The following is a 23,166-nucleotide window of genomic DNA, read 5'->3' on the forward strand; positions in this document are numbered from 1 at the left end:
ATCATGCTGGCTGTGCGACAGGTTCCAGGGAACCTTTGGGCGCAGTGATGGTGCGATAGGCGTTGTAGGCCATCAGCAACATGCCGGTGACAAAGAAGCAGCCACCCAGGAAGCGCACGAAGTAGAAGGGATAAGAGGCCTGCAGCGCTTCTACGAAGCTGTAGGTCAGGGTGCCGTCGTCGTTGACCGCACGCCACATCAGACCCTGCATCACGCCGGAAATCCACATGGCGACGATGTAGAGCACGGTGCCCACGGTGGCCAGCCAGAAGTGGACGTTGATGAGCTTGATGCTGTACATGCGGCCCTGGCCGAACAGGTTCGGGATCAGGTGGTACACGGCACCGATGGAGACCATGGCAACCCAGCCCAGTGCGCCGGAGTGGACGTGACCTATGGTCCAGTCGGTGTAGTGGGAGAGGGCGTTGACGGTCTTGATCGCCATCATGGGGCCTTCGAAGGTGGACATGCCGTAGAACGACAGGGACACGATCAGGAAGCGCAGGATGGGGTCGTAACGCAGTTTGTGCCAGGCTCCGGAGAGGGTCATGATGCCGTTGATCATGCCGCCCCAGGAGGGCACGAACAGGATCAGGGACATCACCATGCCCAGCGACTGGGCCCAGTCAGGCAGCGCGGTATAGTGCAGGTGGTGCGGACCGGCCCAGATGTAGAGGGAGATCAGCGCCCAGAAGTGAACGATGGAGAGACGGTAGGAGTAGACCGGACGACCCGCCTGCTTGGGCACGAAGTAGTACATCATGCCGAGGAAGCCGGCGGTCAGCAGGAAGCCTACCGCGTTGTGGCCATACCACCACTGCACCATGGCATCCATGGCGCCGGAGTACATGGAGTAGGACTTCATGCCCGAAAGCGGCACTTCCATGTTGTTGACGATGTGCAGCACGGCCACCGTGATGATGAAGGCACCGAAGAACCAGTTCGCCACATAGATGTGGGAGGTGGTGCGCTTGACCAGGGTGCCGAAGAAGACCACGGCATAGGCGACCCAGACGATGGTGATGGCGATATCAATCGGCCATTCCAGCTCTGCGTACTCCTTGGAGGTGGTGTATCCCAGCGGCAGCGAAATGGCGGCCGAGAGGATGATCGCCTGCCAGCCCCAGAACACGAAGGAGGCAAGCTTGCCGCCGAACAGTCGGGTTTGACAGGTGCGTTGCACCACATAAAAGGAGGTCGCCATCAGGGCGCTACAGCCAAACGCGAAGATGACCGCGTTGGTGTGCAGAGGGCGAAGGCGACTGTAAGTCAGCCAGGGAGTATCAAAGTTGAGGGCAGGCCAGATCAACTGGGCTGCGATCAGTACGCCAACCGACATGCCGACAATTCCCCAGACAATCGTCATGATGGTGAACTGGCGAACAACGGTGTAGTTGTACTCAGGATGGTTAGTTGTATGGCTCATCGTTGTATTCCGCTTCCGATGCTGCTGTTGTTTGATTTTGTGTCCAGTGACGTGGACCGACTTCATTGGCTACTGCCTTTCCTCTTGTTAACAGCTGTTAATAAAAGGAAAAGCAAAAAGTAGCTAAATGAAAATTCAATGGGAATGATACTGAAGCGACAGGTAAAATAACAGTATAAACAGTGATATATTTGGCTCCGTTGGGTCTCGCCTGTTCAATTATTTACCTTGCGCGAGATCACGAAAATGTCATTTTTCAGACATCTTACAAGGCTGTTTTTTCATGAAAGAGAGACTCACTTCACGCAAAATTGTCCATTTGGCGATCGTCCTGGCCATTTTGCTCGGATTGGTTGCCTATCGAACCTGGTTCGGCAACGTGCAGACCGCGGTGGCGGGATCAGAAAAAGATCAGATTTGTGATCTGTCCCACACCAGCTGCGACACCCGGCTGGGCGACAAGCCGCTGACCGTGCGTCTTGCCTCGCTGCCGGTGCAGGCCGAACGTGACTTTGTGATACAGCTTCAGGGCGGCGATCCGGCCGTGACACCGGTGAAGGCGTGGCTGGAGGGGCGGGACATGTTCATGGGGACCATTCCGGTCAACTTTGAGGCCACCGAGCAGGGCTGGCAGGGGACTACCCTGGTGGGATCCTGCACCTCGCCGCTGATGGTCTGGCTGCTCAATATCGAGTGGAGCAATGGCCAGCGCCAGCAACTGGCGCTCTCCGTTGCCCGCTAAATACCTCGCCTGATTGAAGAAAGGATGGGGGGTGAGGTGAAAATTGATTTGAATTTTTCAGGCGGGGCGTTACCTTGCACTGATTATCAGGGAGTGAAGTTCATTTAATCATGATTGAAAAACAAGCATTTTATCGCACCCTCAACCAGCAGGCCCAGGCATTGCTGGAAGGGGAGCCGGATCTCATCGCCAACCTGGCCAACCTGTCTGCGCTGCTCAACCAGGAGCTGGCCGACATCAACTGGGTCGGCTTTTACCTGTTGCAGGGCGAGACCCTGGTGCTCGGCCCGTTCCAGGGCAAGCCGGCCTGCGTGCGCATTCCGGTCGGGCGCGGGGTATGTGGCACGGCGGTGGCCGAGGGCAAGACCCAGCTCATCGACGACGTGCACCAGTTTGAAGGTCACATCGCCTGTGACGGTGCCAGCAATGCCGAAATCGTGATCCCGCTGCGGCGTGGTGGCGAGATCATTGGCGTACTGGATATCGATAGCCCAATCTTTAACCGCTTTGATGTGCAAGACCGGATTGGACTGGAAGAAACGGTGCAAATTTTGGAAAGCATGCTCTAAGTCATTGCTTGATGGTTCGCAAAAGGCCCCAAGCTCTCTATAATGGGGCCTTTGTTGTGCTCGGGTGTGCCCGCGCGTTTATATGAAAGCCAAGGTTATACATGGAAAACACTGAGAAGCTGAAGAACAGTAAAGAGATCGTTGCCTACCTGGTCGAGAAATTCCCGGCCTGCTTCATTGCTGAAGGAGAGGCCAAGCCGCTCAAGATTGGCATCTTCCAGGATTTGGCCGAGCGTCTTGCTGACGACGCCAGAGTCTCCAAGACCATGCTGCGTTCTGCTCTGCGTCAATACACCTCCAGCTGGCGTTACCTGCATGGCCTCAAGGCCGGCCAGGCCCGTGTCGATCTGGACGGCAATCCGGGCGAGCTGCTCACCGAAGAGCACATCGAGCACGCCAAGCAAGCCCTTAAAGAGAGCAAAGAGCGTGTCTTTGCCAGCCGTCGTACCAACACCAAAGAAGAGAAGGCCAAGCAGCCACGTCGTCCTGCCCCGCGCAAGGCCGATGCTGCCGCCAAATCCGACAAGCCGAAAGCCGCTCCCAAGGCTGCTCCCGTCGCTGTCGAAGCACCGCTGGTCAAAGTGGATGCCGCTACCCTGAAAGTGGATCAGGGCGTCCGGGTTGTGCTGGGCAAGTCTCCGGTGCCGGCCACCATCAAGGAAGTGACCAAGGATGACGTTCAGGTTCAATTGCAGACCGGCATGATGCTGCGGGTCAAATTCGAGCACCTGGTTCTCTAAGGAGACAAATGTTGAAGCATGGCGTAATTCGTTTTTCCCTCGTTGCCTGTAGCCTGGCGCTTGCCGGGCTTGCACAGGCCATCGAGCCGGTGCTCAAGGAAAGTGATTTGCCTGTGTTGGCTCAGGAGAGCCAACATGCTACGGCTAGCAAGCGAATTGCCAATCTGTTTACCCGCTCGCATTACAAGCAGTTCAAGCTGGACGATGCCTTTTCCTCCGTGATCTTTGACAAGTATCTGGAGAATCTGGACTACAGCCGCAACCTGTTTCTGGCCTCTGATATCAGCCGCTTTGAAAAGTACCGTACCGGTTTTGACACCGACCTCGAGAGAGGGCGGCTGGCACCGGCTTACGAGATGTTCAATCTGAGTCAGCAGCGGCGTTATGAGCGGTTCGAATACGCCCTCAAACTGCTCGATACTCCTTTCGATTTTACCCAGCCCGACAACTATATCTTTGATCGGGAAGGGGCGGCCTGGCCGAAAGACGAAGCCGAACTCAACGAGTTGTGGCGCCAGCGGGTCAAGTTCGATGCCCTGAGCCTCAAGCTCAGCGGCAAGGAGTGGCCCGAGATCAAGGAACTGCTTGGCAAGCGTTACAACAACGCCATCAAGCGGATGTCCCAGACCGAGAGCGAGGACGTGTTCCAGCTCTTCATGAACTCCTTCGCCCGTGCCATCGAACCGCACACCAGCTATCTGTCTCCGCGCAGCGCCGATCGTTTCAACACCGAGATGAACCTCTCGCTGGAGGGAATTGGAGCCGTGCTGCAGGCCGAGGATGACTTCACCGTCATTCGCTCCCTGGTGCCCGGTGGTCCGGCTGCCAAGTCCAATCACCTCAAGCCTGATGACAAGATTGTCGGGGTAGGGCAGGACGACGGCAAGATTGTCGATGTGATCGGCTGGCGTCTCGATGACGTGGTCGAACTCATCAAGGGACCAAAAGGCAGCAAGGTGAAGCTGGAGATCCAGCGTGGCAAGGGTGCCGCCGCCAAGACCGAGCAGATCGAGCTGGTGCGTGACAAGGTGCGTCTGGAAGACCGAGCCGCCAAGTCCAAGGTGATCACCGCCGAAGGCAAGAAGATCGGGGTGCTCGAGATCCCGAGTTTCTACGTCAACCTGCACGATGACGTGATCAAGGAGCTCTCCAGCCTCAACAAGCAGAAGATCGATGGCCTCATCGTCGATCTGCGTGGCAACGGCGGCGGCGCGCTGACCGAAGCCTCTGCCCTGAGCGGCCTGTTCTTCGCCAGCGGTCCCGTGGTGCAGATCCGGGATCACATGGGCCGCATCACCGTCAACGGTGATGACGACGGCAACGTCTACTACGGCGGTCCCATGTCGGTGATGATCGACAGGTACAGTGCCTCGGCCTCCGAGATCTTCGCCGCCGCCATGCAGGATTACGGCCGCGCCCTGATCCTCGGTGAGAACTCGTTCGGCAAGGGTACGGTGCAGCAGCATCGCAGCCTCGCCAAGGTGTACGACTTCTACGAGCAGCCGCTCGGTCACGTGCAGTACACCATCGCCAAGTTCTACCGGATCAACGGTGGCAGCACCCAGAACAAGGGTGTCGCCCCGGACATCAGCTTCCCGACCGCGGTGGCACCGGAAGAGACAGGCGAGAGCCGCGAGTTCAATGCCTTGCCGTGGGACAAGATTGCATCGGCCAAGTACGACAAGCTCGGCAACTTCGCCAGCCTGCTGCCCAAGCTGCAGTCTGCCCACGAGGCGCGGATCAACAAGGATCCGGAGTTTGCCTACGTGATGCAGGACATTGCCGACTACAAGGAGGAGAAAGACAAGAAGTCGGTCTCCCTCAACGAGGCGGAGCGTCTGGCGGATCAGGCCAAGCAGGACGAGAAGGCTCTCAAGCGCACCAACGAGCGCCTTGCCCGTCTCGGCAAGCCGGCGGTGAAGAGTCTGGATGAACTGCCTGCCGATTTCGAGGCCCCCGACGAGTATCTGGTCGAGGCTGCCAACATCACGGCGGATCTGGCCAAACTCAGCAAGCGCAGCTGATCATTGGCGAGTCAATTAATCAACAAGGGCGACTGAGGTCGCCCTTTCTTTTGCCTGAATGCAAACTATTTGACCCTGCCAACCGGTTGTGACAGCCTCTGACACGTCAATTACAAGCGTGGAAGCAAACAATAATGACCGATCACTCCCAGGCCATGACGGCCAAATATCGCCAGGATTACCGGGCTCCGCTCTACTGGATCGACAGCATCGATCTCGACTTTCAACTGCAGGAGCCGCTGACCCAGGTGACAGCCATCTCCCGTCTGCGGCGCAATGGCGAGCACAATGAACCGCTGGTGCTGGATGGGGAGGGGCTCTCCCTGCACAGCGTCAGCGTGGACGGGGTGCCCTTCACCCAGTACGAGCAGGGCGAGAGCAGCCTGACCCTGTTCAACCTGCCGGCCGAGTGCGTGCTGACCATCGTGACCCTGCTGGATCCGGCCGCAAACACCGCGCTGGAAGGGCTCTACAAGTCCGGCGACGCCTACTGCACCCAGTGCGAGGCAGAAGGGTTCCGGCGCATCACCTATTACCTGGACCGGCCCGACATTCTGGCCCGTTACAGCACCCGCATCACCGCCGACAAATCCCAGTTCCCTTTCCTGCTCTCCAACGGCAACAAGGTCGATAGCGGCGATCTGGGTGACGGCCGCCACTTCGTGCAGTGGCAGGATCCCTTCCCCAAACCGAGCTACCTGTTTGCCTTGGTGGCCGGTGACTTCGACGTGGAGCGCAGCCACTACACCACCAAGAGCGGCCGCAAGGTAGCCCTCGAGATCTTCGTCGACAAGGGCAACCTGGATCGCGCCGGTTTCGCCATGGAGAGTCTCATCAACTCCATGCGCTGGGACGAGCAGCGCTTCGGCCTCGAGTACGACCTCGACATCTATATGATCGTGGCGGTGGACTTCTTCAACATGGGCGCCATGGAGAACAAGGGGCTCAACATCTTCAACTCCAAGTTCGTGCTGGCCAACCCGGCTACCGCCACCGACAGCGATTATCACGGCATCGAACGGGTGATCGGCCACGAATACTTCCACAACTGGACCGGCAACCGCGTCACCTGTCGTGACTGGTTCCAGCTCAGCCTGAAAGAGGGGCTGACCGTGTTCCGGGATCAGGAGTTCTCTTCCGATCTGGGCTCGCGCGGGGTCAATCGCATCAATAACGTGCGCACCGTGCGCGGCCCGCAGTTTGCCGAAGATGCCGGTCCCATGGCGCACCCCATCCGCCCGGATGTGGTGATCGAGATGAACAACTTCTACACCCTGACCGTCTACGAGAAGGGCTCGGAAGTGATCCGCATGCTGCACACCCTGCTGGGTGAGGCCGCCTTCCAGGCAGGCATGCGCCTCTATTTCGAGCGCTTTGACGGTCAGGCCGTCACCTGTGACGATTTCGTGCAGGCGATGGAAGATGCCTCCGGGGTGGATCTCGGCCGCTTCCGCCGCTGGTACAGCCAGTCCGGTACCCCCGAGCTCACCGTGACCGACGAGTACGATGCCGAAAGCGGCGTCTATCGTCTGCACGTGAGCCAGCACACCCCGCCGACCCAGGATCAGCCGCAAAAACTGCCGCTGCACATTCCGCTCGACATCGAACTCTATGATGAGCAAGGGGCCGTCATCCCGCTGCAGTATCAGGGCAAGGCCATCGGCAATGTGCTCGACGTACTGGAAGCGGAGCAGACCTTTGTGTTCGATCGGGTGGCGGTCAAGCCGGTGCCCTCCCTGCTGCGGGACTTCTCGGCACCGGTCAAGCTGCATTTTGACTACAGCGACGAAGCGCTGGCCTTCCTGATGCGCCATGCCCGCAACGAGTTTGCTCGCTGGGATGCGGCGCAGATGCTGATCAACAAGGCGGTCATCGACGGCGTGGCCCGAGTCCAGCACGGGCAGGGGGTTGAGCTCTCCCAGACCCTGCTGGCGGCCTTTGTCGCCATTCTGGACGACGGCGAGCTGGATCCGGCCCTCAAGGCGGAGATCCTGGCGCTGCCGGGTGAGGCGACCCTGGCCGAGCTGTTCGAGGTGGCCGACATCGATGCCATCCATCAGGTTCGCAACGAGATCCACACCTCGCTGGCCCACGCCTTCGGGGCCCGTCTGACAAGCAGCTACGAGGCGCTGCGCCTGCCGGCTTATCAGGTGGTGCACGCCGATATGGCCAAGCGGGCGCTCAAGGGGGTCGTGCTGGGCTATCTGGCGGCGCTCGACGCCGGCAGTGCCGATCTGCTGGTACGCCAGCAATATGCCACTGCCGACAACATGACCGATACCCTGGCGGCGCTGCAGGTGGCCAACAGCCATCTGCTGCCGTGCCGCTCCGAGCTGCTGGCCGATTTCGAAGGCAAATGGGCCAAGGACGGGCTGGTGCTGGACAACTGGTTGCGGCTGGTGGGTAGCAAGCCGGCGGAAGACGTACTGGAGGAGGTGAAGCAGGCGATGGCGCATCCCACCTTCAGCATCCGCAACCCGAACCGGCTGCGTGCGCTGATCGGTAGCTTTGCCATGAACAACCAGGTGCAGTTCCATGCGCGCGATGGTCGCGGCTACCGCTTCCTGACCGATCTCTTGATCGAGCTCAACGAGGTCAATCCGCAGGTGGCCTCCCGCCTCATCACCCCGCTCATTCAGTTCAAGCGGCTCGATGAGGGGCGCAAGGCGCTGATCCGCACCGAGCTGACCCGTCTGGCCAACCTTGAGGGGCTGGCACGGGATCTGTTCGAGAAAGTGAGCAAGGCACTGCAGCAGTAAACCCGACGGGGTGGGGGAGCCATCTCCCGCCCTTTCAACACCCGGGCCGTTTATCAGATCAGAGGAGTCATCGTGAAGCAGTTTACCTTTCGCCTGTCCCTGAGCCACGACGAGGTCATGCTGATGTATCAGGGCCATGCCAAACGGCTAGTGGTACGCAGCGAGCAGGGGCTGACCCTGGAGCTGGGCATTGAGAAAATCCGGCCTTTCGTCGCCATCAGCGGGGTACATGGCTATTTTCGCCTCAAAACCCAGGACGATTATCGCTTTATCAGCCTAGAACGCATAAATTAACAAAACTTGAACATATTTCCGCGCAATTCACTGCTTTAAGTCACTATCTATCCGGTAAATCCGTAACCATCCAGTGGGATTTTCTGTTTTTTGCCAGAACGGCAAAATATTTCACAGCTTAAGGCGTGATCTGACCCTTGTTTTTAACAACTCATTATCACCTTTGCTCGCCTTCCTTGATCCAAGACATTACACTTCGCAGCAACTCTGTACCGGTGGGCATCCAGGGTGGATGTCTCTGTGTCGGTGGTTAATGTCGTCCGATAAGGAATATAGAAATGGCATTGAAAGACGCCCCTACCTCAGTTCTGCTCGAAAACGTTCTCAGCCTGATCCATCAGAAGTTGCCCAAGAAGAGTGCCTCCCTGGTCGAGTGCTTCGTCGCCAAGTTCTACGGCAACATGGCGAGCACCGATCTGCACGATCGCAATGACAGCGATCTCTATGGCGCCGCGCTCAGCCTGTGGAATGCGCTCAACCAGCGCACCAGCACAGAGCCCTATATCCGGGTCTACAATCCCGAGCTGACCCGCCATGGCTGGCAGTCTCCCCATACCATCGTCGAGATCATCCTGCAGGACTCCCCCTTCCTGGTGGACTCCATCCGCATGGCGCTCAAGCGCCGGGGCATCACGGCGCACATGATGCTGCACCAGCCGTTGCACCTCATTCGTGGCAACGAGGGCAAGATCAGCGCCATTCTGGATCTCGACAACAGCGCCGAACAGACCTCCGTCGAGACCGCCTTCCTCATCGAAATCGATCACCTCACCAGCGAGGAGCAGATGGAAGGGCTGACCGCCGAGCTCAACTCCGTGGCCGGTGAAGTGGCCCTGGCGGTCGGTGACTGGCAGCCGATGCTGGCACGTTTGAACGAGATCATCGCCGAGCTGCCCAAGCGCAAGAACCCGGTCAGTCAGGCCGAAGTGGACTCCTGCGTTGCCTTCCTCAAGTGGGTAGCGGCCCATAACTTCACCCTGATGGGCTATCGTCGCTACGACGTCAAGGCGGTGGAGGGGGATCACGAGATCCTGCCCCAGGCCGACTCCAGCCTGGGTCTGATGAAGAACTCCATCAAGGAAGTAGGGCAGCGCCTTGGCAACATGCCGGCCAGTGCCCGTCACGCGGCGCTGAGTTCTGACTTGCTGATCCTCACCAAGTCCAACAGCAAGTCGCGGGTGCATCGCCCGGCTTATGTAGACTACATCGGCATCAAGCGCTTCGACGAGCACGGCAAGGTGGTGGGGGAGGATCGCTTCATCGGCCTGTATGCCTCCTCCATCTACAACACCAGCGCGACCCAGATCCCGCTCATCAGTCACCGTCTCGAGCACATCATGGCCGCTTCCGGTCACGAGAAGGGCTCCCATGCCTACAAGGCGCTGCTGAACGTGCTGGAAACCTACCCGCGCGACGAGCTGATCCAGGCCCGTGAAGAGGAGCTGCTGGCCACCGGTCTTGGCGTGCTGGAGATGCAGGAGCGCGACATGCTGCGCCTGTTCGTGCGCCGCGACGTGTACGGCCGCTTCTTCTCCTGCATGGTCTATGTCACCAAGGAGCGCTACAACACGGCGCTGCGGGTCAAGACCCAGCAGATCCTGCAGAAGTATTTTGGCAGCAGCGAAGAAGTGGAGTTCAACGTCTACTTCACCGAGGGCGTGCTGGCGCGGACCCACTACATAGTGCGGGTCAACAACAACAACGTGGATGTGGATGTGAACGAAGTACAGAACAACCTGATTGAAGCGGCCCGCAGCTGGGATGATCGCCTCGACTCCGTGCTGCTCTCTCACTACGGTGAAGCCCGCGGCAACGAACTACGCCGCCGTTTCAGCACCGCCTTCCCCCGCGCCTACAAGGAAGATGTGTTGCCGGGTTCCGCCGTGGCCGACATCATGGAGCTGGACAACCTGAGCGAAGCCAATCCGCTCGGCATGCTGTTCTACCGCGCCCAGGAGGAAGAGAACGATCGCCGGGTTCGCCTCAAACTGTTCCACCGCACCGAACCCATCCACCTCTCCGATGTGCTGCCCATGCTGGAAAACATGGGGCTGCGCGTCATCGGCGAAACCCCGTATCAGGTGCGAACCCCGGCGGGCGACATCTTCTGGATCCTCGACTTCTCCATGCTGCTGCATGGCGAGCAGCCGTTCGATCTGGAACAGAGCCAGCAGCGCTTCCAGCAGGCTTTCGCAGCCATCTGGAACAAACAGCTGGAAGATGACGGCTTCAACCGCCTGGTGCTGGGGGCCGGCCTCACCGGTCGTCAGGTCTCGGTACTGCGCGCCTATGCCAAATACATGCGTCAGACCGGCGTCTCTTTCAGCCAGTCCTATATCGAAGAGACCCTGACTCGCTACCCGGATATCGCCCAGCTGCTGTTCACCCTGTTCGAACAGCGCCTGGACCCGGCCGGCAAGCAGGACGCCAAGGTGCCATCGCAAGATGCCAAGGCATCCGCCAAGCTGCACGAGCAGCTCGCCGCCAAGCTGGATCAGGTCGCCAACCTGGACGACGATCGCATCATCCGCCGCTATGTGGAGATGATCGATGCCACCCTGCGCACCAACTACTACCAGCTGGACAAGGCGGGCAACATCAAGCCCTACATCTCCTTCAAGCTGGCCCCCTCCAGCATCACCGACATGCCGCTGCCGCTGCCCAAGTTCGAGATCTTCGTCTACTCGCCGCGGGTGGAAGGGGTACACCTGCGCTGGGGCAAGGTGGCCCGTGGCGGTCTGCGCTGGTCCGATCGCAAGGAGGACTTCCGTACCGAGGTGCTGGGTCTGGTAAAAGCCCAGCAGGTGAAGAACACCGTGATCGTGCCGGTCGGTGCCAAGGGCGGCTTCTACTGCAAACAGATGCCGGCAGGCGCCCCCCGTGCCGCCATTCAGGAAGAGGGCAAGGCTTGCTATCGCCTGTTTATCCGCGGCCTGCTCGATGTGACCGACAACATCATCGGCGGCGAGGTGATCCTGCCGAAATCCGTGGTGCGTCACGACGAGGATGACTACTACCTGGTAGTGGCCGCCGACAAGGGCACCGCCACCTTCTCCGACATTGCCAACGAAATAAGCCTCGAATACGGCCACTGGCTGGGCGACGCGTTCGCCTCCGGCGGCTCGGTTGGCTATGACCACAAGAAGATGGGCATCACAGCCCGCGGCGCCTGGGAATCGGTCAAGCGGCATTTTCGCGAGATCGGCGTCAACTGCCAGACCACCGACTTCACCTGCGTCGGCATCGGCGACATGGCGGGGGACGTGTTCGGCAACGGCATGCTGCTCTCCGAGCACACCCAGCTGGTGGGCGCCTTCAACCACATGCACATCTTCATCGACCCAACCCCCAATGCGGCCAAGAGCTTCGTCGAGCGCAAGCGGCTGTTCGAGCTGCCCGGCTCCAGCTGGGATGACTACAACCGGGAGCTGATATCACAAGGGGGCGGCATCTTCCTGCGCTCGGCCAAGTCCATCAAGCTGAGCCCCGAGATCCAGACCCTGCTCGGCACCGACAAGGCCAGCATGGCCCCGAACGAGCTGATCAAGGCGCTGCTCTGTCTGAACGTCGATCTGCTGTGGAACGGCGGCATCGGCACCTATGTGAAGAGTTCCCGCGAGAGCGACGCCGAAGTGGGCGATCGCAGCAACGACGTGCTGCGGGTCAATGGCCGCGATCTGCGGGCCCGCATCGTGGGTGAGGGCGGCAACCTCGGCTTTACCCAGCTGGGCCGGGTGGAGTACGCCAGCCAGGGCGGTCGCATCAACACCGACTTCACCGACAACGTGGGCGGGGTGGATTGCTCCGACAACGAGGTGAACATCAAGATCCTGCTGAACCAGCTGGTGGCGGCCGGTGACCTGACCCTCAAGCAGCGCAACCAGATGCTCTATGAGATGACCGACGACGTGGCGCAGATTGTCATCACCAACGCCTATCGCCAGTCCCAGTCCATCTCGGTGACCAGTTTCCGTGGCGCGGAGCAGCTCAAGGAGCAGCAGCGTTTCATCCAGGGGCTGGAGCGGGAAGGCAAGCTGGACCGCGCCCTGGAGTTCCTGCCCTCCGACGAGGAGCTCTCCGAGCGGATGGCGGCGGGGCAGGGGCTGACCCGACCCGAACTGGCGGTGCTGGTGGCCTACGGCAAGATGGTACTGAAAGAGCAGCTCAACTGCCCGGAAGTGACCGACGAACCCTTCCTCGCCAACATGCTGGTGACCAGCTTCCCGGCCAAGCTGCAGCAGCAGTTCGGGGCAGCACTGGCTCAGCATCCGCTGCGCGGCGAGATCATCGCGACCCGGGTTGCCAACATGCTGGTCAACGACATGGGGCTCAACTTCGCCAGCCGGATGAAGGACGAGACCGGTGCCTCGGTGGCGGAAGTGGCCTGCTGCTTCGCCATGGCTCGCGAGGTATTTGGCCTCAACCAGCTGTGGCGCGACATCGAAGGGTGCGACAACCTGGTAGGGGCAGAGACCCAGCTCGAGCTGATGTTCTACAGCCGCCGCATCGTGCGCCGCGCCACCCGCTGGTTCCTGCGCGCCCGCAATCGCAGCTGGAGCATCAGCGAGAACATCGCCTTCTTCCGCCCGGCCTTCGAGACGCTGGGTCAGCACCTCTACGAGGTGATGGACGAGAGCGAAGTGGCCGAGCACCAGCAGGCGGTCGCAGCGTTGGTGGCCAAGCAAGTGCCGGCAGCCATCGCCCGTCAGGTGGCCCACATGAGCAGCCTCTTCTCCAGCCTGGATCTGGCGCAGATCGCCGCGGAGCACAAGACCGACATCCTGCGTGCCGCCAACGTCTACTATCGCCTCGGCGCCAAGCTGGATCTGCACTGGTTCCTCGACCAGATCAACCATCAACCGGTGGGCAACCACTGGCAGGCGATGGCGCGGGCTTCCTTCCGCGAAGATCTGGACTGGCAGCAGCGCAGCCTCACTTCCGTGGTGCTGGAAGGGTGCAAAGATCAGGGAGAATGCGCTACCATACTGGCCGACTGGATTTCGGAGCATGAGCAACTCTTGTCCCGTTGGACCCACATGTTGGCCGACTTCAAGACCACCAGTACCCACGAGTTCGCCAAGTTCTCGGTGGCCTTGCGGGAGTTGAACCTGCTCCAGTTGAATTGCCGAGCACTGTAATTGCCAGCTAAGGCATAACAGCGGTATCACACCCAAAGCCCCGGCCAGTTGCCGGGGCTTTTTTTAAGGAGCAAACATGCTGTACCCTCTCGCCAGGCATTTCCTGTTCAAGCTCAACCCGGAACAGGCGCACGATCTCTCCATCAAATATTTGCCCCGCCTTCTCGGTACGCCGCTTGATTGTTTCTTCCGCCACTCCTTGCCCAAACGCCCCGTCACTGTCATGGGGCTTTCTTTTGCCAATCCGGTGGGTCTGGCGGCCGGTCTGGACAAGGATGGTGAGTGTATCGATGCCTTCGGGGCCATGGGATTCGGCTTTATCGAGGTCGGTACCGTCACCCCCAGACCCCAGAGCGGCAATGACAAGCCGCGTCTGTTCCGGGTGATTCCGGCAGAGGGGATCATCAATCGGATGGGCTTCAACAACAAGGGGGTCGACCATCTGGTTGCCCAGGTCAAGAAGGCCAAATATCAGGGGGTGATCGGCATCAATATCGGCAAGAACAAGGACACCCCCATCGAGCAGGGCAAGGATGATTACCTGATCTGCATGGACAAGGTGTATGACCATGCCGGTTATATTGCCGTCAATATCTCTTCCCCCAATACGCCGGGGTTGCGTTCACTGCAATATGGCGATGCGCTGGATGAACTGTTGGCTGCCCTCAAGGTTCGTCAGCAGGAGCTGGCCGCGCAATATAAGAAATATGTGCCACTGGCCGTTAAAATTGCGCCGGATTTGACTCCGGATGAAATTAATCAGGTGGCCGCATCCTTGATAAAAAATGGCATTGATGGGGTGATAGCCACCAATACCACCCTTGAGCGCGACATGATTTATGACATGCCCCATGCTGCTGAAGCGGGTGGCCTCAGCGGTCGTCCCTTGCAGCACAAGAGCACCGAAGTGATCCGCCTGCTGGCCAAGGCACTGGATGGTGCGCTGCCCATTATTGGCGTAGGTGGTATCGACAGTGCCATGGCGGCCCGCGAGAAGCTGGCGGCAGGTGCTAGTCTGGTCCAGATTTACAGCGGCTTTATTTACAAGGGGCCGGATCTGGTCAAAGAGATTGTGACCCATATATAAGAAATAAATCGGTGCCCTTTATTTAAAGTTGCTGAAATTCTCGACATGGAATAAAGTCGAGTAACGACTTTCAGTAAGGGCACCAGCATGTGTATCCAACCCAATGACAATTGGCAGTGGCATTATGATGCTCATGATGATCGTCTGATGCTGGATTTATCCGATCGCATGATCTTCGCCACCGAATATAAAGGGCGACAGCTTGTCCCATGTTCCTTCACCACCCAGCCTTTTTGCGTGGATGATGCGGCGCTCTATTATCAGCTGATGGACAGGGTTGCCGAACTGGAGTGGAGTGTACCGCACCAGGTTCAGCTGGTACTCAATGCCATCGCCGTCAGCCGCTTTTACAAACCCCTGATGCCACAAAGCTGGTTCTTTGGGGAAACCCACCCCGCCATTATTCCCGAAACCGGTGCGCTTGTGTGCATGGGCACTCCTCACGGCAAAGGGGAGTTTCTGGTGATCGAGGCAGGTGAACAGGCCAGCGTCTGTTTGAACCTGACTGACGATCTAATATTGACCACCAGCAAGACACTGCCCCGTTTTGGCGTTATCAAGGTGATGAACAATCGCATGAGCCCAAGGCCGGTGACACAGGCGCAATATCGCCAGGTGAGCTGAACCTCGGGTTATTTTATAGCAAGCCTTTATCCTCTCATTCAGTTCATCCTGATGAACACTCACTCGTCCCCATTCTGTTCCTATCATTAGCCTTGATTATGTCAGGCGACTGCTTTTGTGTAAAAAATGCCCTCCGATCAATTTGATAAGAGGGCGGCAAACACACACTACAGGAGGAATAAGCGGTTGTATCAACAACACGGGGTTATTCTAAATTCTATAGTTTCTCTTGAAACCTGATAGATGTGACAGTCGGACAATAGCGAGATGAACAGGGAGGGGAGGCAAAAAATAGCCCTCCCGTTTACAGACGATAACGGGAGGGCCAAACACGGGGTTTACAGAAAGGACTTGCTCTGTCGTGGGAGATAATAACGAGTTGAGTCTTGTTTGACGCCTGTCAGATATGGCAGCGGGATAGCTCACCTATTCTTGACCATGGCCATGTCATATATGGTTGCTACCTCAGCAAGGTCATGCCGTGCCAATGAGAGATGCCGGAGTACACCTGGTTATTGTTTGAACTTGTCGAGCGGCCGGTACGTTTTTTCTTCGTCAGATCCTTCCTGCGCGCATGCCTCGCCAGAGTGGCCAAAAGGTCTGAGGCGGCGCATGTCTTATGCCGTCACTGGCAAGCTTTTGCTGCTCCGGATCGCGGCTTAAGGTATAATGCGGCACTATTTTTATGGGTTCCCCGTGAGCGTGATGAAAGAATTTTTTGCAACCTGCCCCAAAGGGCTGGAAAACCTGTTGGCTGTCGAGCTGACCAACCTGGGCGCAGAGCAGGTCCGTGAGACCGTGGCTGGCGTGCATTTCAAAGGCGAACTGGCCATTGGCTACAAGGCCTGTCTGTGGAGCCGTTTCGCCTCCCGCATCGTGCTGGTGCTGTCCGAATTCCAGATGAATGACGACCTGGATCTCTATCTGGGTGCTCACACCATTCCCTGGGAAGAGCACTTCTCCGGTACCTCCACCATTGCCGTGGATTTTACCGGTACCAATCCGGCCATTCGCAACACCCAGTACGGTGCCCTTAAGATCAAGGATGCCATCGTCGATCGCTTCACCAAACGCGGTCATGTGCGTCCTGACGTGGACAAGAAGTCGCCGGATATTCGCATCATGGCGCACCTGGGCAAGGGCAAGGCCAATATCACGCTGGACTTGTCAGGCCCCGCGCTGCACCAGCGTTTCTACCGTCAGGGTACCGGCGAGGCGCCGCTCAAAGAGAACCTGGCCGCCGCCATGATTGCCCGTAGCGGCTGGGCCGGCGAGCCCATGATGGACCCCATGTGTGGCTCCGGTACGCTGCTGGTGGAAGCTGCCTTTATCGCCGCCGACATGGCACCGGCCCTGCGCCGCGAGCGTTTCGGGTTCGATCGCTGGCTGCAGCACGATAGCGAGCTGTGGCAGAGCCTGCTGATGGAGGCTCAGGTACGGGCCAAGCGCGGCATGCAACGCTGTGAAGTGAAGCTGTTTGGTTGCGATGCCGACAGCCGCGTGCTGCTCAAAGCCCGCGACAACGCCAAAGCCGCCGGCGTGGCTCATCTCATCACCTTCAAACAGGCCGATGTCACCGCGCTGGAAAACCCGCTGCCGATGCCGGCAGTGGAAGGGGAGGCCCGTCAGGTCGGCATGCTGATCTCAAACCCGCCCTATGGCGAGCGTCTTGGCGAGTTCCCGGCACTGCTGGAAGTGCATCAGGCCCTCGGCGATGCCCTGCGTCGCAGCTTCCAGGGCTGGAAAGTCTCCATTCTTTCCGCATCCCCCGAGCTCTTGAGCTGTCTGCGTCTGCGCGCCGACAAGCAGTATCGTCTGTTCAACGGCGCCCTCGAGTGTCAGCTGCGCAACTACCAGATTGCGCAGGACTCCGTCGCTTCCCAGAAAGAGGTGGCGCAGGACTTTGCCAACCGTCTGCGCAAGAATCTGAAGACCCTGGAGAAGTGGGCGCAGAAAGAGAACCTCGACTGCTATCGCCTCTACGACGCCGATCTGCCGGAGTACAACGCCGCCATTGACCGTTATCAGGACTATCTGGTGGTGCAGGAGTACGCGGCGCCCAAGGACATTCCCGCCCAGAAGACCCGTCAGCGCCTGCTCGACATGGTACAGGCCGCCATCAAGGTGACCGGCATGGACGGCGAGAAGGTGATCCTGAAAGTGCGCGAGCGTCAGGAAGGCAAACAGCAGTACCAGAAGCTCTCCGAAGAGCAGCACCGGATGGAAGTGCAGGAGTACGGCGCCCGTCTGTGGGTCAACCTCTATGACTATCTCGACACCGGTCTGTTCCTCGACCACCGTCAGACCCGCCGTATGCTGGGTCAGATGGCCAAGGGCAAGCGCTTCCTGAACCTCTTTGCCTACACCGGCAGTGCCACCGTGCACGCTGGGTTGGGCGGTGCCAGCGAAACCACCACGGTGGACATGTCGCGCACCTACCTCAACTGGGCACAAGACAACATGCGCCTCAACTCGCTGGTGGGCCGAGAGCACAAGTTCGTGCAGGCCGACTGCCTGAAGTGGCTCTCCGAGGCGGACGAGCAGTACGACCTCATCTTCATCGATCCGCCCACCTTCTCCAACTCCAAGCGGATGGACGAGAGCTTCGACGTGCAGCGTGATCACCTGCTGCTGATGCAGCACCTGAAGCGGCTGCTGGCTGCGGGTGGCACCCTGGTGTTTTCCAACAACAAGCGCCACTTCAAGATGGATCTGGCCGGCCTCGAGGCCATCGGCCTCAAGGCCCAGAACATCACCGGCAAGACTCGGCCCAAGGATTTCGAGCGCAACCAGCATATCCACAACTGCTGGATCATCACCCATGCGGAGGCCCAGGCCTGATGCTGACCCTGTTTCACACCGACGGCTGCCACCTGTGCGAACAGGCGTGGGCGCTAGTGGAACAGGCCGGTCTTGCGGCCGATACTCGCCCGTGCGACATCATGGATGATGCGCAGTGGCTGGCAACCTATCGGGTCCGCATTCCGGTACTGCGGGATGAAGCGGGGCGTGAACTGGGTTGGCCCTTCACCCTGGCTGAGCTGCAAGCGTGGCTTGCCAGGCAGGGGTGAGCGGACGATTTGACGATGAAACGGGGGGAGATCCAGTCTGCCACCCGTTTTTTCATTAGCAATAAGGAACAAGAATGGCTCTTTTGACATTGCACGGCGCGTCGTTGTCGTTCAGTGATTTTCCGCTGCTCGATCAGGCCGAGCTCACCATCGAGCGGGGCGAGCGCCTCTGCCTGGTGGGGCGCAACGGGGCGGGCAAGTCCACCCTGATGAAGGTTATCGCCGGCGAACTGCCGCTCGATGACGGCCGTCTGGTGCTGCAACAAGATTTGAAAGTGACCCGTCTCGAGCAGGATCCCCCCGCGTCGAGCGAACTCACCGTGTTTGACTACGCCGCCGAAGGGCTGGCCGGGGTAGGGGAGCTGCTCAAGCAGTATCACCATATCTCCATGGAACTGGCACACGATGCTTCCGATGCCAACATCCGCAAGATGAGCCAGCTGCAGGAGCAGCTTGACTACCAGAATGGCTGGCAGTTCGAGACTCGCATCAACCAGGTGCTGACCCTGCTGGGTCTGGATCCCGACGTGACCCTCGACAGCCTCTCCGGCGGCTGGCTGCGCAAGGTGGCACTGGCCCGCGCGCTGGCTTGCGATCCGGATCTGTTGCTGCTGGACGAGCCGACCAACCACCTGGACATCGATGCCATCAACTGGCTGGAAGAGTTCCTCAAGGATTTTCGCGGCGCCATCGTCTTCATCTCCCACGACCGGGAATTCATCCACAAGCTGGCAACCCGGATCATCGATTTGGACCGCGGCGTGATCACCTCCTGGCCCGGCAACTACGACGAGTACCTGCAGGGGAAAGAGGAGTGGTTGCGGGTCGAGGAGCTCAAGAATGCCGAATTCGATCGCAAGCTGGCCCAGGAAGAGGTGTGGGTACGCCAGGGGATCAAGGCCCGTCGTACCCGCAATGAGGGGCGAGTGCGCGCCCTCAAGGCGATGCGGATGGAGCGGACCCAGCGCCGTGAACTGCAGGGCAAGGCCAAGCTGCAGCTGGATGAGGCAAGCCGCTCCGGCAAGCTGGTATTTGAAAGTGAAGGACTGGGGCTGGACTTTGGTGATCGCACCCTGTTCCAGGGGCTGGATCTGCAGGTGCTGCGCGGCGACAAGATTGCGCTGGTCGGCCCCAACGGCTGCGGCAAGTCGACGCTCATCAAGCTGCTGCTCGGTCAGTTGAGCCCAAGTCGTGGCACGGTCAAAGGGGGCACCAATCTGGAAGTGGCCTACTTCGATCAGTACCGCGAGCAGCTCGACCCCGAGAAGACGGTGGTGGACAACGTCGGGGAGGGCAAGCAAGAAGTGATGGTGCGCGGCCGCTCCCGTCACATTCTCGGTTACCTGCAGGACTTCCTGTTTGAGCCAAAACGGGCACGCACCCCGGTGAAAGCCTTGTCAGGGGGCGAAAAAAACCGTTTACTGTTGGCCAAATTGTTCTTGAAGCCCAGTAATTTACTGATCCTCGATGAACCAACCAACGACCTGGATGTCGAAACGCTGGAATTGCTGGAAGAGCTGCTGGCGGACTACCCCGGTACCCTGCTGCTGGTGAGCCACGATCGTCGTTTCATCGACAATACCGTGACCGGTTGCTGGTTGTTTGAAGGGGACGGGCAGATCAGCGATTATGTGGGCGGTTACGCCGACATGATGGCCACCCGTGCTCAACAACAGGCACAGCAGTCTGCGCAGCAAATCGCCAAACCGGTGCAGAGCAAAACGCCAGAGCCTGTCGTGGCGCCAGCGCCTGCTGCCACAAAAGCCAAAAAGCTCTCTTACAAGTTGCAGCTGGAGCTGGATAATCTACCGGCTCGACTGGAACAGCTGGAGGCAGAGCTGGATGCCCTGCAGACCGAGATCAACCACCCCGGTTTCTTCTCCCTGCCGAGCGACCAGACTCAAGCCAAACTGGATGCCCTGAATGCAGCAGAGGCTGCATTGGAACAAGCCTTCTCCCGTTGGGAGGAGTTGGAAGCGTTGAAACATCAGGACTAAGGAAGTAGATGAAAAAGCAATTATCCATGCTGGCCATTCTGGTCAGCGCCAGCCTGCATGCCCAGGCGGCACAAAGTCCCTTTTTCACCATTGTCGATGGGTCCGACAAGGGTTACGCCAGCGGGATCAGCGGCGACGGCAACGGGCTCATCGGGATCAATACCAAGAACAACATGGCCGAGCACTTCTCGACCGTGCGTTTCGCCGACTTCCTGGTCGATCGTTTCCGTTTCGAGCAGGGCTGCATGCTCTCCAACTCGGTCTGCAACGCCTTCTGGAACGACAAGAGCAACTTCGCCTATCAGTGGCGTCGTGACTTCCTCGACGGGGTCGACCAGCGCAACAACGTAGGTTATGTACAGCTGGGTGAGACCGACGGTCTGGTGACTGCGCTGGGCGACGTGCCCGGCACCCGGACGGGCTACAAGATGAGTGGCAAGCTGCGCACAGCCTTCGCCGTGGTCGAGGAGGGCAACCCTGTCGAGCTGAAAGACGGCGCCGGCACTCACAGCCTGAGCGTGCCGACTAGCATCAAGATGCTGGACAACGGCCAGTATCTGGTGACCGGTACCGCCGCCACCGGCAAGAACATTGCCGTCAACTCCGAAACCTACAACTGGTGCTTTGCCGGCAACGATGGCCAGTACGGCGACTACCGCTACTGCCCGGGCCTCAACACCCAGGCCAGCTTCTGGCTGGTCAACAGTACCGGCACCTTCAACAAGCTGCTGCAGGCCAACGAGTACGCCCGTGCCCGCAACGAAGTGGTGCAGACCGCCTCCGCGCTCGGAGTGGGTAAATTCAACGGCACGTTGTATGGGGTAGGGTACTCCTCCACCGGCGAGATCGGCACCAACTACCTGGATGGTCGCAACCTGGCCGCTTACTGGACGCTGGATCTGGATGGCAGCAAGGTAGGCACTACCCAGATCATCCCGCTGGCCGAAGGCGAGCCCGGCAAGGATGATGCCAAGCTGCAACACAGCTGGGCCGTGGGGGTCAACGACAACGGTTATGTGATCGGCAACCAGCTCTATCGCATCAACAAGGGCCAGAACCGCCCGGTCGAGATGTTCGTGTTCAACCTGAACACGCCGACCACCAACGCCGTGGTCTCCCTGCAGGACAAGCCGCTCAGCGGCGCCGGCTCGGAAGCGGCCGCCATCAACAACCACAACATGGTGGTTGGCTGGCGTGATTCCCGCCATCAGACCCAGCCCGTGGTCAACGGCACCAACCGCATGCAGGAAGGCTTCCTGCTCAACGCGGCGACCGGCAACAACTGGTATCTGAACGATCTCATCTGCGGCCTGGATGATGCGGGTGCCAAGCAGTGTACCCAGAACGGTTACTACTACCACATCGCCTATGCCAGCGGCATCAGCAGCAACGGTACTGTCGCGGCCACGGCTTACCGCTACAACAGCGAGAGCGATCTGAACAACCGCACCAATGCTACCGTGGTCAGCGTCAAGCTGGCGCCGGTGGTAACCGACTACAAGAACAACGATCCGGCCGGTTATGTGGTCGCCAACGCACCGGTCAACAACCAGACCGGTCAGGATGGCGGCAGCGGTGGTGGCAGCCTGTTCTGGTTGACTCTGCTGGCCATGCCATTCGCCTGGCTGCGCCGTTTCCAGCGTTAAAAAGTTGTGTCACTAAAAATTAATGCGGTTCAGTGTCTTGTGTCACAATGACCGGATAGCATGAAATTTTTTGTTTGACCCTGCCGACCCCCTGGGGTAAAGATGAAAGCGACCGATGAAAAATTGGTCGCTTTTTTTGTTCCACGGAAGAGGGTCGTAGATGATGAAGAGACAAAAACGGGACCGTCTGGAAAGAGCTCGTGCTCGTGGTTATCAGGCTGGCGTGGTCGGCAAACAGAAAGAAGCGTGTCCGTATCAATGCCTGGATGCCCGTGGGCATTGGCTTGGTGGTTGGCGTGATGCCATGGAAGGGCGGGGCTCAGGCCTCTTCATGAAGTAGCCGGTACTTCATCACTCATTGCAAAAGGAAAGGGGCCATGATGGCCCCTTTACGTTGTTCAGTTCGACCTGAAGGTCAGACTTAGAATGCGGTGGTGTCCTTGAACAGACCCACTTTCAGATCGGTAGCGCTGTAGATCGGGCGACCATCCACTTCCACCACGCCATCGGCGATCCCCATCACCAGCTTGCGGTTGATGACGCGCTTGAAGGTGATCTTGTAGGTCACTTTCTTGGCGGTCGGCAGGATCTGGCCGGTGAATTTCACCTCGCCAACCCCCAGTGCACGACCCTTGCCGGGGCCGCCTTTCCAGCCTAGGAAGAAACCGACCAGTTGCCACATGGCATCCAGACCGAGACAGCCAGGCATGACCGGATCACCCGGGAAGTGGCAATCGAAGAACCAGAGATCCGGCGTGATATCGAGCTCTGCCAAGATTTCACCCTTGCCATGCTCACCACCGTTGTCATTGATCTTGACGATGCGATCCATCATCAACATGTTGGGGGCGGGCAGCTGACTGTTACCCTCACCAAACAGTTCGCCACGGCTGCAGGCGAGCAGCTCTTCACGGGTAAACGAGTCTTTGCCTTGTTCACACAGGGAAAGGCGGGCATCAATGGTGGTATTGTCTACGGTCACGCTGTTTATCCTTCAAATGGGTCAAAGCCGGGCCAATTTAGCGTACAGTTGTTCGCTAAACAACTCC

The 23,166-nt window shown here is 59.0% G+C and carries 16 protein-coding genes; 14 read left to right on the top strand and 2 right to left on the bottom strand.

The window, feature by feature from the left end; translation table 11 throughout:
• Position 1: 1 nt before the first annotated feature.
• Positions 2-1,426, bottom strand: coding sequence for a cytochrome-c oxidase, cbb3-type subunit I (gene ccoN / locus R2E40_RS11155; protein ID WP_016350679.1), 1,425 nt, complete (start codon positions 1,424-1,426; stop codon positions 2-4).
• Positions 1,427-1,709: 283 nt separating this feature from the next.
• Here ccoN and R2E40_RS11160 point away from each other — a divergent pair, with 283 nt between their 5' ends.
• The 14 genes from R2E40_RS11160 (at position 1,710) to rmf (ending at position 22,457) form a co-directional block, all read left to right on the top strand.
• Positions 1,710-2,168 (top strand): hypothetical protein, encoded by a 459-nt coding sequence (locus tag R2E40_RS11160; protein ID WP_318165495.1) that lies wholly within the window; start codon positions 1,710-1,712, stop codon positions 2,166-2,168.
• Positions 2,169-2,278: 110 nt separating this feature from the next.
• A complete protein-coding gene (locus R2E40_RS11165; protein ID WP_318165496.1) occupies positions 2,279-2,737 on the top strand; it encodes a GAF domain-containing protein in 459 nt (152 codons plus the stop codon).
• A gap of 101 nt (positions 2,738-2,838) precedes the next feature.
• A complete protein-coding gene (proQ, locus tag R2E40_RS11170; RefSeq protein WP_011706143.1) occupies positions 2,839-3,477 on the top strand; it encodes an RNA chaperone ProQ in 639 nt (212 codons plus the stop codon).
• An 8-nt stretch (positions 3,478-3,485) separates the two neighbouring features.
• The gene (prc, locus tag R2E40_RS11175) at positions 3,486-5,501 is read left to right on the top strand and encodes a carboxy terminal-processing peptidase (RefSeq protein ID WP_016350681.1); all 2,016 of its coding nucleotides are present in this window, start codon (positions 3,486-3,488) and stop codon (positions 5,499-5,501) included.
• Between the two features lie 134 nt (positions 5,502-5,635).
• Positions 5,636-8,260, top strand: a complete 2,625-nt coding sequence (gene pepN / locus R2E40_RS11180) for an aminopeptidase N (RefSeq protein ID WP_318165497.1) — start codon at positions 5,636-5,638, stop codon at positions 8,258-8,260.
• 72 nt (positions 8,261-8,332) lie between these two features.
• On the top strand, positions 8,333-8,554 hold the full coding sequence (locus R2E40_RS11185; RefSeq protein ID WP_005300804.1) for a DUF2835 domain-containing protein: 222 nt from the start codon (positions 8,333-8,335) through the stop codon (positions 8,552-8,554).
• 278 nt (positions 8,555-8,832) lie between these two features.
• Positions 8,833-13,692, top strand: a complete 4,860-nt coding sequence (locus R2E40_RS11190; RefSeq protein ID WP_318165498.1) for an NAD-glutamate dehydrogenase — start codon at positions 8,833-8,835, stop codon at positions 13,690-13,692.
• A gap of 76 nt (positions 13,693-13,768) precedes the next feature.
• A complete protein-coding gene (gene pyrD / locus R2E40_RS11195; protein ID WP_113995028.1) occupies positions 13,769-14,779 on the top strand; it encodes a quinone-dependent dihydroorotate dehydrogenase in 1,011 nt (336 codons plus the stop codon).
• Positions 14,780-14,866: 87 nt separating this feature from the next.
• A complete protein-coding gene (locus tag R2E40_RS11200; protein WP_318165499.1) occupies positions 14,867-15,403 on the top strand; it encodes a cell division protein ZapC in 537 nt (178 codons plus the stop codon).
• Positions 15,404-16,072: 669 nt separating this feature from the next.
• Entirely contained in the window at positions 16,073-18,244 is a 2,172-nt protein-coding gene (gene rlmKL, locus R2E40_RS11205) for a bifunctional 23S rRNA (guanine(2069)-N(7))-methyltransferase RlmK/23S rRNA (guanine(2445)-N(2))-methyltransferase RlmL (protein ID WP_029300911.1), read from the top strand.
• A complete protein-coding gene (locus R2E40_RS11210; RefSeq protein WP_029300910.1) occupies positions 18,244-18,474 on the top strand; it encodes a glutaredoxin family protein in 231 nt (76 codons plus the stop codon). The genes rlmKL and R2E40_RS11210 overlap by 1 nt, the downstream gene beginning before the upstream one ends.
• Positions 18,475-18,548: 74 nt before the next feature.
• On the top strand, positions 18,549-20,471 hold the full coding sequence (locus R2E40_RS11215; RefSeq protein WP_318165500.1) for an ABC transporter ATP-binding protein: 1,923 nt from the start codon (positions 18,549-18,551) through the stop codon (positions 20,469-20,471).
• 8 nt (positions 20,472-20,479) lie between these two features.
• Positions 20,480-22,117 carry a DUF3466 family protein gene (locus R2E40_RS11220; protein WP_318165501.1) on the top strand — a complete coding sequence of 546 codons (1,638 nt, stop codon included), beginning with the start codon at positions 20,480-20,482 and terminating at the stop codon, positions 22,115-22,117.
• Between the two features lie 160 nt (positions 22,118-22,277).
• Entirely contained in the window at positions 22,278-22,457 is a 180-nt protein-coding gene (gene rmf / locus R2E40_RS11225; RefSeq protein ID WP_005315693.1) for a ribosome modulation factor, read from the top strand.
• Between the two features lie 81 nt (positions 22,458-22,538).
• On the opposite strand, the gene fabA is transcribed toward rmf, so the two are convergent.
• Positions 22,539-23,099, bottom strand: a complete 561-nt coding sequence (fabA, locus tag R2E40_RS11230) for a 3-hydroxyacyl-[acyl-carrier-protein] dehydratase FabA (RefSeq protein WP_016350690.1) — start codon at positions 23,097-23,099, stop codon at positions 22,539-22,541.
• Positions 23,100-23,166: the final 67 nt, after the last annotated feature.

Origin of the sequence: Aeromonas sp. CD (assembly GCF_033349375.1) — a bacterium.
GTDB lineage: Bacteria > Pseudomonadota > Gammaproteobacteria > Enterobacterales > Aeromonadaceae > Aeromonas > Aeromonas hydrophila.

Bases quoted from the DNA above. Each gene is read 5' to 3' on its own strand.
- ccoN (WP_016350679.1), bottom strand. From the start codon at position 1,426: ATGAGCCATACAACTAACCATCCTGAGTACAACTACACCGTTGTTCGC.
- prc (WP_016350681.1), top strand. From the start codon at position 3,486: ATGTTGAAGCATGGCGTAATTCGTTTTTCCCTCGTTGCCTGTAGCCTG.
- R2E40_RS11160 (WP_318165495.1), top strand. From the start codon at position 1,710: ATGAAAGAGAGACTCACTTCACGCAAAATTGTCCATTTGGCGATCGTC.
- R2E40_RS11190 (WP_318165498.1), top strand. From the start codon at position 8,833: ATGGCATTGAAAGACGCCCCTACCTCAGTTCTGCTCGAAAACGTTCTC.
- pyrD (WP_113995028.1), top strand. From the start codon at position 13,769: ATGCTGTACCCTCTCGCCAGGCATTTCCTGTTCAAGCTCAACCCGGAA.
- R2E40_RS11215 (WP_318165500.1), top strand. From the start codon at position 18,549: ATGGCTCTTTTGACATTGCACGGCGCGTCGTTGTCGTTCAGTGATTTT.
- rmf (WP_005315693.1), top strand. From the start codon at position 22,278: ATGATGAAGAGACAAAAACGGGACCGTCTGGAAAGAGCTCGTGCTCGT.
- R2E40_RS11200 (WP_318165499.1), top strand. From the start codon at position 14,867: ATGTGTATCCAACCCAATGACAATTGGCAGTGGCATTATGATGCTCAT.
- rlmKL (WP_029300911.1), top strand. From the start codon at position 16,073: ATGCGGCACTATTTTTATGGGTTCCCCGTGAGCGTGATGAAAGAATTT.
- R2E40_RS11165 (WP_318165496.1), top strand. From the start codon at position 2,279: ATGATTGAAAAACAAGCATTTTATCGCACCCTCAACCAGCAGGCCCAG.
- proQ (WP_011706143.1), top strand. From the start codon at position 2,839: ATGGAAAACACTGAGAAGCTGAAGAACAGTAAAGAGATCGTTGCCTAC.
- R2E40_RS11210 (WP_029300910.1), top strand. From the start codon at position 18,244: ATGCTGACCCTGTTTCACACCGACGGCTGCCACCTGTGCGAACAGGCG.
- R2E40_RS11220 (WP_318165501.1), top strand. From the start codon at position 20,480: ATGAAAAAGCAATTATCCATGCTGGCCATTCTGGTCAGCGCCAGCCTG.
- pepN (WP_318165497.1), top strand. From the start codon at position 5,636: ATGACCGATCACTCCCAGGCCATGACGGCCAAATATCGCCAGGATTAC.